The sequence below is a fragment of the Streptomyces sp. NBC_00028 genome (assembly GCF_045041065.1).
Lineage (GTDB): Bacteria > Actinomycetota > Actinomycetes > Streptomycetales > Streptomycetaceae > Streptomyces.
Map to the genome: position 1 here is coordinate 3,306,106 of NZ_CP108293.1, position 15,868 is coordinate 3,321,973.

A 15,868-nucleotide genomic window follows, 5' to 3' on the forward strand; every position below is an offset into this window, starting at 1 on the left:
GCTCACCGGCCCGGCCGGACCGTCAGATCGTTGACCTCCGCGTCCCTGGGCAGGTCGAGTGCCATCAGGATCGTCGTCGCCACCGACTCGGCGTCGATCCACTTCGAGGCGTCGTACTCCTTGCCCTCCTGCTGGTGGACCTTGGCCTGCATGGGGCTCGCCGTGCGGCCGGGGTAGACCGAGGTGACCCGGACGCCGTTGCCGTGCTCCTCGTGGCGCAGGGAGTCGGCGAGGGCCTTCAGGCCGTGCTTGGACGCGGCGTACGCGGACCAGTCGGCGTGGGCGTTGAGGCCCGCGCCCGAGTTCACGAACACCACATGGCCGCGGGCGACGCGGAGTTGGGGCAGGAAGTGGCGGGTCAGCTCGGCCGGGGAGACGAGGTTGACGTTCAGCTGGTGGCGCCAGGACTTCGGGGTGAGGTCGCCGACCGGGCCGAGGTCGACGACTCCGGCGATGTGCAGGAGTGAGTCGACCCAGTCGGGCAGCGACTGGTGGGAGAAGGCCCAGGACAGCTTGTCCGGGTCCGCCAGGTCGCCCACGAGCGTCGTCGCGCCGGGGAACTCCGCCGCCAGTTCCTTCGCACGGCCCGCGTCGCGCGCGTGGAGGACGAGGTCGTCGCCGCGCGCGTGGAGGCGGCGCGCGACGGCCGCGCCGATGCCGGAGCCCGCCCCGGTGATCACATGTGTAGCCATGGTCGTCATCGTCGCACTACGCGATGCCCTGGCCCTCCTCCAGGTACGCGAGCGCCCCCACCGGCTCCTCCGCGAAGAACACCAGGTCGGTCAGCGGGAGCGGCAGGAAGCCCTCGTCCTCCATGCGGCGGAACTGCTCCTTCAACCCGTCGTAGAAGCCCGCGGTGTTGAGCAGGACCACCGGCTTGTCGGTGTGGCCGTGCTTCTTCAGCTCCAGGATCTCGGTGGCCTCGTCGAGCGTGCCGGTGCCGCCCACCATGATCACGACCGCGTCGGCCTTCTCCAGGAGCAGCCTCTTGCGCTCGGCGAGGTCCTTGGCGATCACCATCTCGTCGACGCCGGGGCGGACCTTGGCGGCGAGGAACTCCACCGACACCCCGACGAGCCGGCCGCCCGCCTCCTGCACGCCGTCGGCGACGACCTTCATCAGGCCGACGTCCGAGCCGCCCCATACGAGCGTGTGCCCGCCCTTGCCCAGCAGTTTCGCGAACTCACGCGCGGGGCGCGTGTAACGGTCGTCGAGGTCGGCGGCGGAGAGGAAGACACAGATACGCATGAGGCCACCGTACGCGGGAAGAACCGGGGGCCCGCGAGCGCTCTTCCTCCCATGGCCTCAGGACACACGATCACCATCGAGCAAGGCGACCAGCACGTGCGCGTGGTGCACGGCGACCAGGTCCTCGCGGAGACCCGACGACCGCTGGTCCTCAGGGAGACGGGCAGTCCGGTGCGGTACTACATACCCGCCGAGGACGTCCGCCTCGACCTCCTGACCCCGTCCGACACCCACACCTACTGCCCGTTCAAGGGCACGGCGTCCTACTGGTCGCTGCCGGACGCGGCGGACCTGGTGTGGTCCTATCCCGACCCCAAGCCGGACGTCGCCCGGATCAGGGACCACCTCTGCTTCTACGAGGTCGAAATCACCGATTAGTTCCCCGGCCGGTGGCAGTCTCCACAGGCATGGACAAGAAGACTCTCTCCCGGGACGGCACGTCGATCGCCTACGAGCTCGGCGGCCATGGCCCGGCAGTCATCCTGATCAGCGGCGCGATGTCCACCGGTGGCACCGTCGCACCCCTGGCAGCGGCCCTCTCCGACCGTTTCACGGTCCTCTGGTACGACCGGCGGGGCCGCGGCGAGAGCGGCGACACGGCGCCCTACGCGGTGGCGCGTGAGGTCGAGGATCTCGGTGCGCTGATCGAGGCAGTGGGTGGCGAGGCGTGCCTGTGGGGCGTCTCGTCCGGCGGGGCGCTGGTGCTGGAGGCGGCGGCGAGCGGGCTGCCGGTGCGCAAGGTCGCCGTGTACGAGACACCGTTCGCCGACTTCTCCGAGCAGGGTGCGAAGGAGCGCGCCGAGTACACCGAGAACCTGACGGCGGCGCTGGCGGAGGGCCGCCGTGGGGACGCGGTCGAGCTGTTCCTCCGGCTCACCGGCATGCCCGACGAGATGATCCAGGGCGCCCGCCAGTCCCCCATGTGGGCCGGTATGGAGGCCGCCGCACCGAGTCTCGCCTACGACAACGCCGTCATGGGCGACGGTCTGCTGCCCCGGGAGCGGCTGGCCTCGATCACCGTCCCCGTCCTGGCCGTCGCGGGCGGCGCGAGCCCCGACTGGCTCCAGGAGGCCACGCGGGCGGTCGCGGAGACGGTGCCGCAAGGCTCGTACCGGAACCTGGCGGGTCAGACCCACATGGTGGATCCGAACGCCCTGGCTCCGGTGCTCGCCGACTACTTCACGCGGTAGCGGCGGCCGTCGCGCGCGTGGTCGTCGCGATCGTCGCCGAGCCCACCACGCGCGTGCCGTCGTACAGCACGATCGCCTGGCCGGGAGCGATGCCGCGGACCGGCTCAGTGAAGGACACCCGCAGCTCGCCGTCGACCAGTTCAGCGGTCACCTCGGTCTCGCCGCCGTGGGCGCGGAGCTGGGCGGTGTAGATGCCGGGGCCGGTCGGGGCCGTGCCGCACCAGCGGGGCTTGATCGCGGTGAGGGCGCTCACGTCCAGGGACGCGGCCGGGCCGACCGTCACCGTGTTGTCCACCGGGGAGATGTCGAGGACGTAGCGCGGCTTGCCGTCGGCGGCCGGGGTGCCGATGCGCAGGCCCTTGCGCTGGCCGATGGTGAAGCCGTACGCGCCCTCGTGGGTGCCGACCTTCGAGCCGGACTCGTCGAGGATGTCGCCCTCGGCCTTGCCGAGCCGGTTCGCGAGGAAGCCCTGGGTGTCGCCGTCGGCGATGAAGCAGATGTCGTGGGAGTCGGGCTTCTTGGCGACCGCCAGTCCCCTGCGCTCGGCCTCGGCGCGGATCTCGTCCTTCGTCGTCACCGTGTCGCCGAGCGGGAAGAGGGCGTGGGCCAGCTGCTTCTCGTCCAGAACGCCGAGGACGTACGACTGGTCCTTCGCCATGTCGGAGGCGCGGTGCAGCTCGCGGGAGCCGTCCTCACGGACGATCACCTGGGCGTAGTGGCCCGTGCAGACCGCGTCGAAGCCGAGCGCCAGCGCCTTGTCGAGCAGGGCCGCGAACTTGATCTTCTCGTTGCAGCGCAGACACGGGTTGGGGGTGCGCCCGGCCTCGTACTCGGCGACGAAGTCCTCGACCACGTCCTCGCGGAAGCGGTCGGCGAGGTCCCAGACGTAGAACGGGATGCCGATGACGTCGGCCGCGCGGCGGGCGTCGCGTGAGTCCTCGATGGTGCAACAGCCACGCGCGCCCGTGCGGAACGACTGCGGGTTCGCCGACAGGGCGAGGTGGACACCGGTCACGTCATGGCCGGCCTCGGCGGCGCGGGCGGCGGCGACGGCGGAGTCCACGCCGCCGGACATGGCGGCGAGGACACGAAGGGGGCGCTGCGTGGAGTGAGTCATAACTCCTCCAGGGTACGGGGGCGCGGGAACCGGAGCCCACGAGTATCCGTTCACGATCACATGGGGGCGACAGAGGCATCCAAGGACGGCGACCGGCGCATCGGGCGCCGCGCGCTGCTGATCGGCGGGGCGGCCGCCGCGGTGGGCACCGGTCTGCTGGCCCGGGACGAGCTGGCGCGGCTGTGGTGGCGTACGCCGGGGGTGGAGAAGCCGCGGGTGAAGGGCGCGGTCGACTATCGGGGCGCGAAGTGGGTGGCCGCCTCCGACGCGAACTGGCGGCGCGCGGACCGGCCCGACGACTACGCGATAGACATGGTGATCGTCCATGTCACCCAGGGCAGCCTCGCCAGCGCGGTGAAGGCCTTCCAGGACCCGGGGCACCAGGCGGCGGCGCACTACATAGTCGGCCAGGACGGCCGGGTCACCCAGATGATCCGCGAGCTGGACGTGGCGTACCACGCGGGCAACCGCGACTACAACGAACGCAGTGTCGGCATCGAGCACGAGGGCTTCGTGGACCGGCCGCAGGACTTCACGGACGCGATGTACGCGGCCTCGGCGCGTCTGACGGCGAGGATCTGCGCGCGCTACGACATACCCGTCGACCGCGAGCACATCATCGGCCATGTTGAGGTGCCGGGCACGGACCACACCGACCCGGGCGAACACTGGGACTGGGACCGGTACATGAAGCTGGTGCGCGAGGCGCGCACCGCCGCCGCCTGACGAGCCCCGTGACACAGGTCACACAGATGCCGCCCCGTAAGGAGCGCGGCCGCCCGTTGTGTCCCCTATCCCTGACCTGACCTGCGACGTGCCAACTTGGCTTTTCTTCAAGGGAGTTGAGGGCCGGCAAGGGGCCTTCAGGGTCCACAGGCTCCCTGGCTCGCTCCCCACTTCGGCCTAGTTGTCCCACAGTCCCGGGTCCGATGCTCCTCAGCCATGACCCACACCACCGATCCCGCCTCCGGCGCGGGACAGCAGCGCAAGGACGCCCACGCGAGCAGAGAGCGGGGCGTCAAGGGCGAGCACACGAAGGAGGGCGGCGGCCGCAAGGGGCTGCACCGGCGGAAGTTCCTCGGCGGCGTGGCCGGCGCCGCGGGACTGGCAGCCGTCGGCGCGGCAGGCGCCGTCTTCTCCCTGCTCACGGAAGGCAACAGCAACCGGGCGGCCGCGGCGGACGGCACCCTGACCATTCCGGAGCTGCTGGAGGGCACCACCAGCGACGGCACCACCACCTACACCCTGGAGGCGCAGACCGGCACCAGCGAGGTGCTGAGCGGGGTCACCAGCTCGACGGCCGGCTACAACCAGTCGTTCCTCGGCCCGACCATGAAGTGGACCAAGGGCGACGTCGTCGCGCTGGACATCACCAACGGTCTCGACGAGGAGACCACCGTCCACTTCCACGGCGCGCACGTCCCGCCCAGCATGGACGGCGGCCCGCAGAACGCCTTCTCCGCGGGGGCGACCTGGGAGCCCACCTTCACGGTCCTGGACGAGGCCAAGACCCTCTGGTACCACCCGCACGCCCTGGGCACCACGGCCAAGCAGGCCGTGCACGGCCTGGCCGGGATGATCATCGTCGAGGACGACTCGGACGTCTCCGCCGCGCTGCCGAGCGAGTACGGCGTGGACGACATCCCGCTGATCTTCCAGTGCCTGGCGGTCGACAGCGCCGGGGACATCAAGTACGACCAGACCGGTTATCTCAGCAGCGGTCTCAGTTTCCCGGTCCTGGTGAACGGCACCAACGTCGACGACACCACGCTCGGCTTCACCGCCACCAAGACCCGCACCCGCTTCCGCGCGCTCAACGCCTCACCGTCGGACATCATCACTCTCCAGCGCAGCGACGGCGGCACGCTCACCCAGATCGCCACCGAGCAGGGCTATCTGACGGAGGCGGCCGAGGTGACGACGATCCGGCTGGTCGCGGGTTCCCGCGCCGAGTTCGTCATGGACGTCACCGAGGACGTCACCCTCCAGGTCGTCATCACCACGGGCTGGATCCGCGGCGGTTCCGGCACCTTCGACTTCCTCACCGTCAACGCGGGCGGCACCGACACCCCGGACGACCTGCCGAGCACTCTCAACACCATCGAGCGGTACGACACCAGCGACTTCACGGCCCGCACCATCACGCTCAGCAACACGGGCGCGACCATGAAGATCAACGGTTCGGCCGGTCTCACCATGTCCAGCATGGCCATGATCAGCACCACGCTGGGCGCCAAGGAGATCTGGACCGTCACCAACGCCAGTCAGCTGGAGCACTCGTTCCATCTGCACGACGTTCCGTACCAGTTGGTGTCGATCAACGGGGAGGCCCCCACCGGGGTCGACCTCGGCTGGCGGGACACCTATGAGGTCGTCGGTGGCGGGACCATCGTGATCGCGATGGAGTTCACCGACTTCGCCGACGACACGTACATGTACATGCTCCACTGCCATCTGCTCCAGCACGAGGACGAGGGCATGATGGCGTCCCTGATGGTCACGGAGAGCTGACTGGCCCCTGCGGCCTCATGAGCGGGCTGCCGCCGGCAGTGGAAGCGCCGACGGCAGCCACAGGCTCATCGTCGACACCTGGCCGCATTCCCGGCAAGGAATCGACGAAATCGCCCTTACTGTCGACACTGGGCGAGGCCCCCGCGCTACGTCAGCCCCGCCGCCCGCGCCCGTTCCACCGCCGGGCCGATGGCCTTGGCCACCGCCTCCACGTCCGCCTCGGTGGAGGTGTGGCCGAAGGAGAAGCGGAGGGTGCCGCGGGCCAGGTCGGGGTCGGTGCCGGTGGCCAGGAGGACATGGCTGGGCTGGGCGACGCCGGCGGTGCAGGCGGAGCCGGTGGAGCACTCGATGCCCTGGGCGTCGAGCAGCAGCAGCAGGGAGTCGCCCTCGCAGCCCGGGAACGTGAAGTGGGCGTTGGCGGGAAGCCGGTCCACCGGGTCGCCGCCGAGGATCGCGTCCGGGACCGCCGTACGGACCGCCTCGACGAGCGCGTCGCGCAGGGCGCCGATCTCGCGGGCGAACCACTCGCGCTGCTCGGCGGCCAGCCGGCCGGCGACGGCGAAGGACGCGATGGCGGGGACGTCGAGGGTGCCGGAGCGGACATGGCGCTCCTGACCGCCGCCGTGCAGGACGGGGACAGGGGTGTACTCGCGGCCCAGCAGCAGGGCGCCGATGCCGTAGGGGCCGCCGACCTTGTGGCCGGAGACGGTCATCGCGGCCAGTCCCGAGGCGGCGAAGTCGACGGGGATCTGGCCGTAGGCCTGGACCGCGTCGGCGTGCAGCGGGACACCGAACTCGGCGCAGACGTCCGCCAGTTCGCGGACCGGCAGGATGGTGCCGATCTCGTTGTTGGCCCACATGACGGTGGCGAGGGCCACGTCGTCGGGGTCGCGGGCGATGGCCTCGCGCAGGGCGTCGGGGTGGACGCGGCCGTACGCGTCGACCGGGAGGTACTCGACGGTGGCGCCCTCGTGTTCGCCGAGCCAGTGGACGGCGTCGAGGACGGCGTGGTGCTCCACGGGGCTGGCGAGCACCCGGGTGCGGGCCGGGTCGGCGTCGCGGCGGGACCAGTACAGGCCCTTCACGGCGAGGTTGTCGGCCTCGGTGCCACCGGAGGTGAAGACGACCTCGCTGGGGCGGGCGCCTAGGGATTCGGCGAGCGCCTCACGGGACTCCTCGACGGTGCGCCTCGCACGGCGGCCGGCCGCGTGGAGGGCGGAGGCGTTGCCGGTGACGGCCAGCTGTGCGGCGAGTGCCTCGACTGCCTCGGGAAGCATCGGGGTGGTCGCGGCGTGGTCGAGGTAAGCCATGGTGACCCGATTCTACGGGCCCGGTCGCTGGGCCCGGTTTTCAGGCCCGCCCCTAGAAGCTCCAGGACACCGTGCTGTCCATCTGCATGGCGGCGACCAGGACGAGCAGGTCGGCGACGCCGAGACCCAGGCCGAGGAAGGCGCGGCCACGACGGGCGGTGCCGCGCCACAGGGCGACGCTCGCCAGGGCGATGGCGACGGGGCCGAGGAAGACGTTGAGGACGAGGAGGCCTACGAGGCCGAGGATGAAGGCGGCCACGGCCATGCCGTCGGCGTCGCGGCCGGCCGGGCGGGTGGCGGTGGTGGCGCTGTCGGTGCGCGATGCGGTGAGCTGCATGGTGATCAGTCCCCCAGGACGGGTGAGTCTGCGGATCAGTGGGTCGAGCCGTGACGGCGTGCGTGGCGCTCGCGGAGCGCGAAGATGCCGAGCCAGCCGGCGATCACGGCGGCGGCGACGGCGGTGAAGGTCAGCGGCGCGTGGGCCACGGTGCCCAGGACGGCACCGAAGAGCAGGAGTGCGGCGACGAGGAACAGCATGGGATGCAAACCCCCTCCGAGACACCCCTCGTGGGCATCTCTCGTTACGTTTCGGTGAACAGTTGTAGTAACAGTTGTTCACTGACTACAGAGTCTAGCGCGCATGACGGCTTCTCAATTACAGAGAACAGTTGTTTACTGATGACATGAGTCACACCCTCGGCATCCGGCAGGCCCAGAAGCAGAAGACCCGACAGGCGCTCCTCGACGCCGCGTTGGGCCTGCTGGAGGAGCAGAGTCTGAGCAGCCTGGGCCTGCGCGAGGTCACCCGCGCGGTCGGCGTCGCCCCGACCGCCTTCTACCGGCACTTCCGCTCCACGGCGGATCTCGGCACGGCACTGGTCGAGGAGGCGCTGGGCAGCCTGCACCCGATGATCCGGACGACGGTGTCCACGGCGGACGACAGCGAACAACGCATAGAGCGCGCCGTCGAGCTGATCGCCCGTCACGTGGACGCGTACCCCGCTCATGTCCGTTTTATCGCCCGGGAACGACATGGCGGGGTCCAGCCGGTACGGAACGCCATCCGGGAGCAACTGGCCAGGTTCGGCCAGGAGGTGAAGGACGAGCTGGCCAAGGATCCGGAGTCGGCGGGCTGGAGCGAGGACGACCTCCTCATGCTCGCCAACCTGTACGTCGACCAGATGCTGATCACGGCCTCGCTGTTCCTGGAGGCGCTGGAGGGCCCTGCCGAGGAGCGGGAGCGGGTCGCGCAGGTCGCCACCCGTCAGATGCGTCTCATCAGCATCGGCCGGGAGCACTGGCGCAGCTGAGCCGGAGAGCCTCGACGACGAGGGGCGGCACCCCCGTTCACCGGGAGTGCCGCCCCTCGTCGCACGACGCGTCGGGTCAGCTCTTCGTGGCCGACTCCGACGGCTGCCCGCTCGGCGCACCGCTGGGCGCCGCACCGCCACCGCCGCCGGGGCCACCGCAGCCGCCGCCCTGGCCGCCGCCGGGGCCGCCCTGACCGCCTCCCGGCCCACCGCTGGGCATCCCCGAAGGCGCACCTGAGGGCGCGCCGGACGGCTGGGCGGTGCCGTTGGCCGTGGGGGCACCCGACGGGGCGCCGGACGGCATGCCCGAGGGGTTGCCGCTGGGCGCGCCGGACGGGGCCTGACAGGACTGCTGTCCGGAGTTGCCGCTGTTCGAGGAGGACGACGAGTCGCCCGAGCCACAGGCCACCAGGGCGAGGGGCGAGAGCGCCAGCAGGACCACTGCGGGGACGAGACGCACACGCTTCATGAGAAACAACTCCAAGAAAGATGAGGGAGTCTTGAGGCGGGCACTCAATCAACGCGGCTTAGGGCTTCCTTGGGCCCGCGCTGTCCCCGGCCTGTGCGTAGGGCAAAGCGGATCCCAAGTCACGCCTCTGAGCTGGGGTTTTCTTCCGGATCCCGACCTACTCGCTGGTACAGGTCCGTGACAGAAGCGGCCGCCCGGGCCAGCTCCTCGCGCACCTCCGGCGGCGAGAGGACCTCCACGCGGTCGGAGAACGCGAGGAGTTGACGGGCCTCGGCGACGACGCCGTAGGACAGCCGGGCGGTCACCCAGTCACCCCCGTCGTCCTCCGGGGACTCGGTCAGCCGGCCGGCCGTCATCCGCCGGAACAGGTCGAGCCGGTCGCGCCGGACGCGGACGACGACGTCGATGCCGCCGGGGCGTTCCTCGACCTGGCGGCGCAACACCTCCCAGGCGTCGGCGAGTTCGACTCCCGGCCGCCGCCGTACGGCGTCCGCCAGCACGGCCGCCGAGCGCACCCGGTCCGCGCGGAACAGCCGCGGCTTCGCCCGCCGGTCCGCGACCAGGTACCAGACGCCCGCCTTGGCGACGAGGCCGTACGGGTCGACCGTGTACGTCCGGTTCTCCTGTTCCCCGCTGTGCCGGTAGCGCAGCCGCAGTCGGCGGTCGGAGAACACCGCGTCCTGCAACACGCCCAGGTCGACGGCGGCCTGGGGGCCGCCCTGCCAGCGGGTGGCGTCGACCAGGATGCGGCGGGAGGCCACGTCGGCGGCGGGGCGGTGCGGGGCCGGGAGGGCCGCCATCACCTTGCGCAGCGCGGAGCCGAGCGCCGCGTCGAGGCCGAGGGCGGCGTGGGCGCCCTGCGCGGCCAGGACGAACAGGGCGCGGGACTCGTCGGCGGTCAGTCCGGTGACGTCCGTGCGGAAGCCCGCGAGGAGTTCGATGCCGCCGTGCCGGCCGCGTTCGGCGTAGACCGGGACGCCGGCGGCGGACAGCGCCTCGATGTCCCGGTAGATGGTGCGCACGGACACGTCCAGCCGGTCGGCGAGTTCGGGGGCGGGAACCCGGCCGCAGGTCTGGAGGAGCAGCAGGATGGACAGGAGCCGGTCGGACTTCACGGCACCAGGATGCCTCCCGCCCCTCAGGCCAGCTTGGCCCGCGCCAACTGCCGTGACTGGGCGACCAGTCGGTCGGCGCTGTCCCAGACCTCGGCGTCCTCCTCCAGGAAGCCGCCGGCGAGGTTGCGGGTGGTGATGGAGACGCGCAGCGGGCCCGGCGCCGGGCGGCAGCGGACGTGGACGGTGAGTTCGACCGTCGGGACCCAGCCCTTGATGCCGATCTCGAAGGCGGTCGGCGGCAGCGCGTCCACCGCGAGGAGCAGCGAGAGCGGGTCGGCGTCGCGGCCGTCGGCGAGGCCGAACCAGGAGCGCATCTCGCCCTTGCCGGACGGGGCGCCGAGGGCCCAGCCCAGGGTCGAGGGGTCCAGCTTGAGCATCAGGCGCTCGGTGATGGCCGAGCTGCCCTCGACGGGGGCGGGCCCGTCATCGGGGCCGAAGCACTGGTCCATGGGCGGGAACACCGGGGGCTTCGCCGCCGTACGGACGTCGTCCGGGAGGGAGTCCAGGTCGCCGTAGGAGGCGAGGACGCGGATGCGCTCGACCTCGGCGCCCTGCTCGTCGTACTGGAAGAGCGAGGCCTGGCCGGTGGAGAGGGTGCGGCCGGTGCGGACCACGTCCGTGCGGATCACCGCGGGGCCCGGCTGGGACGCGGTGAGGTAGTGCGCGGAGATCGTGAACGGATCGGGGTGCGGCAGGGCGTCCGCGAGGGCGCGGCCGAGGACGGCCAGCAGATAGCCGCCGTTGACGGCGCTGATGATCGTCCAGCCGGCGGAGAGGTCGATGTCGTAGACACCGGGCTCGCGACGGGTGACCGCGGTGTCCCGGTCGAACTCGCTGTCGCCGATCCTGGCACGCGTGGCGGAGGCTGCTTCTGGCATGCCTGAACGGTACAACAAGTGATTACTAAGCGGTAGCTTTTGGCCGACCCGAGCCGAGGTCAAGCCGACCAGGAGGGTGAGAACCGGGCAATTTCCTGGTAAGTGTCCGTAGTCGTCCCTCAACCCGGGGCCCCGCCGCCCCCTCTCTAGGGACATGAGCCTCACCGGGACCGCGTTCCTCTACACGCTGATCGTGCTGTCCGTCGTCGCCGTCCTGCTCCCGCTCGCGCTGTGGTCGCGACTGCGCGGGCCGAAGCCACTGCGCGCCCTGGGCCGGCTGCTGATGGTGCTGTTCGCCCAGGGCACCGCGGTCGCGCTCGTCTTCGTGCTGGTCAACAACGAGAACAACCTGTACGACAACTGGGCCGACCTCATCGGCACCGGCGACCACGTCCAGCAGGCCGCGAACCTGGGCGCCGACGGCACCGGCGGTATCGCGCTGAAACGATTGCCCAGGGTCCATCAGCGCTTCACCACCGCCTCCGGCCCGGGCATGGGCGGCGTCCGGGTCACCCAGCTCAAGGGCCGGGTGTCGGGCGTGAACGCCGAGGTCTACGTCTGGCTGCCCCCGCAGTACCGCCAGGCCGCCTACCGGCACCACAAGTTCCCCGTGGTGGAGCTGCTGTCGGGCTACCCGGGCTCGGCGAAGGCCTGGTTCGGTTCACTGCACGCGGTGAACCAGCTGCGACCCCTCATGCGCGACGGCAGGGTGGCGCCGTTCATCCTGGTCGCCCCGCGCATGAACCTGCTGGCCGGGGTCGACACCGGGTGCGCCAACATCACGGGCACGGTGAACGCCGACAGCTGGCTCAGTGTCGACGTGCCGAAGATGGTCACGGACAACTTCCGCGCCCAGCCGGGCCCGGCCGGCTGGGCCGCCGCCGGGTACTCCGCGGGCGGGCACTGCGCGACCAAGCTCGCCGTCGCCCACCCCGACCGCTACCGGGCCGCGATCAGCATGTCCGGCTACAACGACCCCATCGGTGAACGCACCTCGCTGGCCGCCGAGACGCCCGCCCTGCGCCGCGCCAACAACCCCTACGTCCTGCTGCGCGACGCCCGTACCCCGCCCGCGGTCGCGCTCTACCAGTCGGGCCAGCCCGGCGACGGCTACGAGGCGGCCGCCGGCCTCGAACAGATCGCGAAAGCCCCGACGACCGTGCACGTCGTCTACGTCCCGAGGAGCGCGGGCGGCCACAACATGGCGCTGTGGCGGCCCCAGGTGGTCCCGGCGTTCCGCTGGCTGACCGAGGAGATGGGACTGCTGCACGGCCGGGCCGGCGGGACTACTCCTCGCTCACGGTCGAGCGCCGGTTCCAGGCCCGCGGAGCTCGCCAGTGGTACCGCATCGCCAGCAGCCGCAGCACGAAGGCCGTGACGACCGCGAGAGAGCTGGTGAAGGGGTTCAGGACGTCGTAACGGATGCAGAGCACCACCATGGTGGCGCCGACGATCGCCGGGACCGCGTACAGGTCGCGGTCCCAGCGCAGCAGCGAGGGCACCTCGTTGGCGAGCACGTCCCGCAGCACACCCCCGCCGACCGCGGTGGCGAGACCGAGGGTGGCGGACTGGGTGAGGCCGAGCCCGTAGTCGTACGCTTTCGTCGTCCCGGTCACACAGAACAGGCCGAGGCCCGCCGCGTCGAAGACGTTCACGCCGAGCTGGATGCGCTCCACCTGCGGATGCAGGAAGAAGACCAGGAGCGCGGCGAGCAGCGGGGTGATGAAGTACCCCAGGTCCGTGAAGGCGGCGGGCGGTACGGCACCGATGATCAGGTCCCGGAACAGCCCGCCGCCCAGCGCGGTGACCTCGGCGAGGACGGCGATGCCGAAGACGTCGAAGTTCTTGCGCACGGCCAGCAGCGCGCCCGAGATGGCGAAGACGAAGATGCCGATCACGTCGAGCGTGTGCTGGACGGAAGGACTGAACAGTTGCTCAAGCACCCCACATTCTTACCTGAACATGGTGGTTACCCTTGCAATGCAAGGCTCAGAGGGTCGGTTTCCCTGTGGTGAACAGCCAGATCTGGAACAGGTCGTCCAGCTGCTGCCCCGAGACCTTCTCCGCGAGCCGGATGAAGTCCGCCGTGTTCGCGTTGCCGTAGCGGTGGATCTTCGTCCAGGCCGGCAGCAGCTTGAAGAAGGCCGCGTCGCCGATGCGCTCGCGCAGCACCTGGAGCGTCATCGCGCCGCGCTGGTAGACGGCGGAGGCGAACATGGTGTCGCGCTGCGGGTCGCCGACGGTGACCTGCCAGAAGGGGGCGTCGGCCGGGCGGGCGTTGTACCCGGCCAGGAACGAGTCGTGGGCGCTGCGGGTGCCCTGGTGCTCGGCCCACAGCCACTGCGCGTATGTGGCGAAGCCCTCGTTGAGCCAGATGTCCTTCCAGCGCTCCACCGACACCGAGTCGCCGAACCACTGGTGGGCCAGCTCGTGCACGATCGTCGTCTCGCTGCGCACGGCCGAGTAGACCGGTTTCGACTGCACCTCCAGCGAGAACCCCGCCTCGGGCATGTCGTCGACGATCGCACCGGTCTCCTCGAAGGGATACGGCCCGAAGACCTCGGACCAGTAGTCGGTGGCGGCGGCCGTGACGGCGTACACGTCGACGTTGTTGCTGTTGGCGAGGACGGGGTCGATCGCGACGTAGATCGGGGTGCCGGCGGGGGTGGTGCCGGTGCGGACGTCGAACTTCCCGATCGTCGCGGTCGCGAGATAGGTCGCCATCGGCTTGCTCTCGCGCCAGTGGGTGTACGTCGAGTCGCCCTTGTCGTACGTCGAGACGAGCCGGCCGTTGGAGACACCGGTCAGGCCCTTGGGCGCCTTGATCCGGATGTCGTACGTCGCCTTGTCGTCGGGGTGGTCGCTGGACGGGAACCAGGTGGAGGCGGCGTTGGGTTCACAGGCGACGAAGACACCGTCGGCGGTCTTCATCCACCCGTAGTCGGAGCCGAACACGATCGGGCCGCCGAGCGGTTCGGGTACGCCGCCGTAGGTCACCCGGACGGTGAAGTCCCGCCCCTTGGGGAGCGCTCCTCGCGGGGTGACGCGCAGTTCGTCGCCGTCGCGGGTGAACTGGGCCCGCTTGCCGTTCACTTCGACGCGCGTGACCTCCAACTGCTGGAGGTCGAGGTCGAAGGACGAGAGGTTCTGGGTGGCGCGGGCGGTGAGGGTCGTACGGCCGTCGAGGCGGTCGGTGTCCGGGTTGTACGCCACGTCGAGGTCGTAGTGGCGGGCGTCGAAGCCGCCGTTGCCGAGGAGCGGGAAGTAGGGGTCGCCTACGCCGGCCGCTCCGGGTGACGGAGCGGGGGCGGCCGCGATGACGCAGAAAGAGGCCACCGCCGTGGCGATGGCCCCTAATTGTGCCGAACGGGAGAGTCTCATGTGTCGTCCCTTTCGAGCGTGTACCGATAAGTCGGACACGGACGACTCTGGACCCTCCCGGTCGGGCATGTGCATGACTTTGCTAAGTCGTCATGCGTTACTTGTCAGTTGACTCCTGACCGTCGGCTTCCGCTTCCTCGGAGGCAGGTGCCTCCTCGGCGGCAGGCGTACCCTCGGAAGCGACCTCCGCCGCGACCGCCGCCGACGTCTCCGCGCTCTCCGCCAGGACCTCGTCCGCGACCAGCTCGGCCGCTTCCTTCGCGACCGTCAGCAGCACGGTGTCCTGGGGAGCCTGGTCCTCGAAGTTCTCCGGGTGGTGGCATGCCACCTGCTGGCCCGGCTTCAGTTCCACCAGCTTCGGCTCGGTCGTCGTGCAGATCTGCGTCGCCTTCCAGCACCGGGTGTGGAAGCGGCAGCCGCTCGGCGGGGAGATCGGCGACGGGACGTCACCCTTGAGCAGGATGCGCTCGGACTTGGCGTTCTTGCGCCGCGGGTCCGGGATCGGCACCGCCGACATGAGCGCCTTGGTGTACGGGTGCATCGGCGCCTTGTACAGCGACTCGCGGTCCGCCAGCTCGACGATCTTGCCGAGGTACATCACCGCGATCCGGTCCGAGACGTGCCGGACGACCGAGAGGTCGTGCGCGATGATCACGTACGTCAGGCCGAGCTCCTGCTGGAGGTCGTCGAGCAGGTTCACGACCTGGGCCTGGATGGACACGTCGAGCGCGGAGACCGGCTCGTCGGCCACGACCAGCTTCGGGTTCAGGGCCAGCGCGCGGGCGATGCCGATGCGCTGACGCTGACCGCCGGAGAACTCGTGCGGATAGCGGTTGTAGTGCTCGGGGTTGAGGCCCACGACCGAAAGGAGCCGCTGGACCTCCGCCTTGATGCCGCCCTCGGGGGTCACACCCTGGAGCTTGAAGGGCGCGCCGACGATCGTGCCGATGGTGTGGCGCGGGTTCAGCGACGAGTACGGGTCCTGGAAGATCATCTGCACATCACGGCGGAGCGGACGCATGCCGCCGACACCGAGGTGCGTGATGTCCTGGCCCTCGAACTCGACCTTGCCGGCCGTCGGTTCGAGCAGCCGGGTGATCAGCCGGCCCATCGTCGACTTGCCGCAGCCCGACTCGCCCACGACACCGAGGGTCTCGCCGGACTTGACCTCGAAGTCGATGCCGTCGACCGCGCGGACCGCGCCGACCTGCCGCTGGAGCAGGCCCTTCTTGATCGGGAAGTGCTTCTGGAGCCCGGTCACCTTCAGCAGGGTCTCGCCGGGGGCGGCGTCGGCCTTGGTGACCAGCGTGCCGTCGCTCTGCGCAGGGATGCTCACTTT

18 protein-coding genes are annotated in these 15,868 nt (G+C 70.5%); 6 read left to right on the forward strand and 12 right to left on the reverse strand.

All coding sequences use genetic code 11. From position 1 onward, the window contains the following. Positions 1-2 precede the first annotated feature (2 nt). Together OG885_RS14415 and OG885_RS14420 are read right to left on the reverse strand one after the other, a co-directional pair. Positions 3-692 carry an SDR family oxidoreductase gene (locus OG885_RS14415; RefSeq protein WP_405730949.1) on the reverse strand — a complete coding sequence of 230 codons (690 nt, stop codon included), beginning with the start codon at positions 690-692 and terminating at the stop codon, positions 3-5. A gap of 16 nt (positions 693-708) precedes the next feature. Then, positions 709-1,248, reverse strand: coding sequence for a TIGR00730 family Rossman fold protein (locus tag OG885_RS14420; RefSeq protein ID WP_405730951.1), 540 nt, complete (start codon positions 1,246-1,248; stop codon positions 709-711). A 51-nt stretch (positions 1,249-1,299) separates the two neighbouring features. On the opposite strand from OG885_RS14420, the gene OG885_RS14425 reads away from it, so the two are divergent. Continuing rightward, the gene (locus OG885_RS14425) at positions 1,300-1,626 is read left to right on the forward strand and encodes a DUF427 domain-containing protein (protein WP_405730953.1); all 327 of its coding nucleotides are present in this window, start codon (positions 1,300-1,302) and stop codon (positions 1,624-1,626) included. Between the two features lie 29 nt (positions 1,627-1,655). Continuing rightward, positions 1,656-2,438, forward strand: coding sequence for an alpha/beta fold hydrolase (locus OG885_RS14430; RefSeq protein WP_405730955.1), 783 nt, complete (start codon positions 1,656-1,658; stop codon positions 2,436-2,438). Here the strand turns inward: OG885_RS14430 and mnmA are convergent. Next, entirely contained in the window at positions 2,428-3,555 is a 1,128-nt protein-coding gene (mnmA, locus tag OG885_RS14435; RefSeq protein WP_405730957.1) for a tRNA 2-thiouridine(34) synthase MnmA, read from the reverse strand. The genes OG885_RS14430 and mnmA overlap by 11 nt on opposite strands. A gap of 60 nt (positions 3,556-3,615) precedes the next feature. Between mnmA and OG885_RS14440 the strand changes: the two genes are divergently transcribed. Together OG885_RS14440 and OG885_RS14445 are read left to right on the forward strand one after the other, a co-directional pair. After that, complete coding sequence (locus OG885_RS14440) at positions 3,616-4,281, forward strand: N-acetylmuramoyl-L-alanine amidase (protein ID WP_405730959.1); 666 nt, start codon at positions 3,616-3,618, stop codon at positions 4,279-4,281. Positions 4,282-4,497: 216 nt separating this feature from the next. After that, the gene (locus OG885_RS14445) at positions 4,498-6,066 is read left to right on the forward strand and encodes a multicopper oxidase family protein (RefSeq protein ID WP_405730961.1); all 1,569 of its coding nucleotides are present in this window, start codon (positions 4,498-4,500) and stop codon (positions 6,064-6,066) included. Between the two features lie 146 nt (positions 6,067-6,212). Here the strand turns inward: OG885_RS14445 and OG885_RS14450 are convergent, their stop codons facing one another. From OG885_RS14450 to OG885_RS14460, 3 genes are read right to left on the reverse strand one after another with little or no spacing between them, the layout of a single operon-like run. Continuing rightward, on the reverse strand, positions 6,213-7,376 hold the full coding sequence (locus OG885_RS14450) for a cysteine desulfurase family protein (RefSeq protein ID WP_405730963.1): 1,164 nt from the start codon (positions 7,374-7,376) through the stop codon (positions 6,213-6,215). A 52-nt stretch (positions 7,377-7,428) separates the two neighbouring features. Continuing rightward, positions 7,429-7,713: a DUF4190 domain-containing protein gene (locus OG885_RS14455; protein ID WP_405730965.1), complete on the reverse strand. Its 285-nt coding sequence runs from the start codon at positions 7,711-7,713 to the stop codon at positions 7,429-7,431. A gap of 35 nt (positions 7,714-7,748) precedes the next feature. After that, positions 7,749-7,913 (reverse strand): hypothetical protein, encoded by a 165-nt coding sequence (locus tag OG885_RS14460; RefSeq protein ID WP_405730967.1) that lies wholly within the window; start codon positions 7,911-7,913, stop codon positions 7,749-7,751. Between the two features lie 146 nt (positions 7,914-8,059). Here OG885_RS14460 and OG885_RS14465 point away from each other — a divergent pair, with 146 nt between their 5' ends. After that, a complete protein-coding gene (locus OG885_RS14465; RefSeq protein ID WP_399966533.1) occupies positions 8,060-8,686 on the forward strand; it encodes a TetR family transcriptional regulator in 627 nt (208 codons plus the stop codon). 76 nt (positions 8,687-8,762) lie between these two features. Here OG885_RS14465 and OG885_RS14470 read toward each other — a convergent pair whose 3' ends face one another. The 3 genes from OG885_RS14470 to OG885_RS14480 form a co-directional block, all read right to left on the reverse strand. Continuing rightward, positions 8,763-9,155 (reverse strand): hypothetical protein, encoded by a 393-nt coding sequence (locus tag OG885_RS14470; RefSeq protein WP_405730969.1) that lies wholly within the window; start codon positions 9,153-9,155, stop codon positions 8,763-8,765. A 119-nt stretch (positions 9,156-9,274) separates the two neighbouring features. Continuing rightward, positions 9,275-10,270, reverse strand: coding sequence for a helix-turn-helix transcriptional regulator (locus OG885_RS14475; protein WP_405730971.1), 996 nt, complete (start codon positions 10,268-10,270; stop codon positions 9,275-9,277). 23 nt (positions 10,271-10,293) lie between these two features. Further along, positions 10,294-11,148 carry a thioesterase family protein gene (locus OG885_RS14480; RefSeq protein WP_405730973.1) on the reverse strand — a complete coding sequence of 285 codons (855 nt, stop codon included), beginning with the start codon at positions 11,146-11,148 and terminating at the stop codon, positions 10,294-10,296. Between the two features lie 154 nt (positions 11,149-11,302). Between OG885_RS14480 and OG885_RS14485 the strand changes: the two genes are divergently transcribed. Continuing rightward, complete coding sequence (locus OG885_RS14485; protein ID WP_405730975.1) at positions 11,303-12,526, forward strand: alpha/beta hydrolase; 1,224 nt, start codon at positions 11,303-11,305, stop codon at positions 12,524-12,526. On the opposite strand, the gene OG885_RS14490 is transcribed toward OG885_RS14485, so the two are convergent. From OG885_RS14490 to OG885_RS14500, 3 genes are all read right to left on the reverse strand, one after another. After that, a complete protein-coding gene (locus OG885_RS14490; RefSeq protein WP_405730977.1) occupies positions 12,435-13,091 on the reverse strand; it encodes a trimeric intracellular cation channel family protein in 657 nt (218 codons plus the stop codon). The genes OG885_RS14485 and OG885_RS14490 overlap by 92 nt on opposite strands. Positions 13,092-13,137: 46 nt before the next feature. Continuing rightward, positions 13,138-14,529, reverse strand: coding sequence for a M1 family metallopeptidase (locus OG885_RS14495; RefSeq protein ID WP_405730979.1), 1,392 nt, complete (start codon positions 14,527-14,529; stop codon positions 13,138-13,140). A gap of 97 nt (positions 14,530-14,626) precedes the next feature. Further along, positions 14,627-15,865, reverse strand: a complete 1,239-nt coding sequence (locus OG885_RS14500; RefSeq protein ID WP_405730981.1) for an ABC transporter ATP-binding protein — start codon at positions 15,863-15,865, stop codon at positions 14,627-14,629. Positions 15,866-15,868 lie beyond the last annotated feature (3 nt).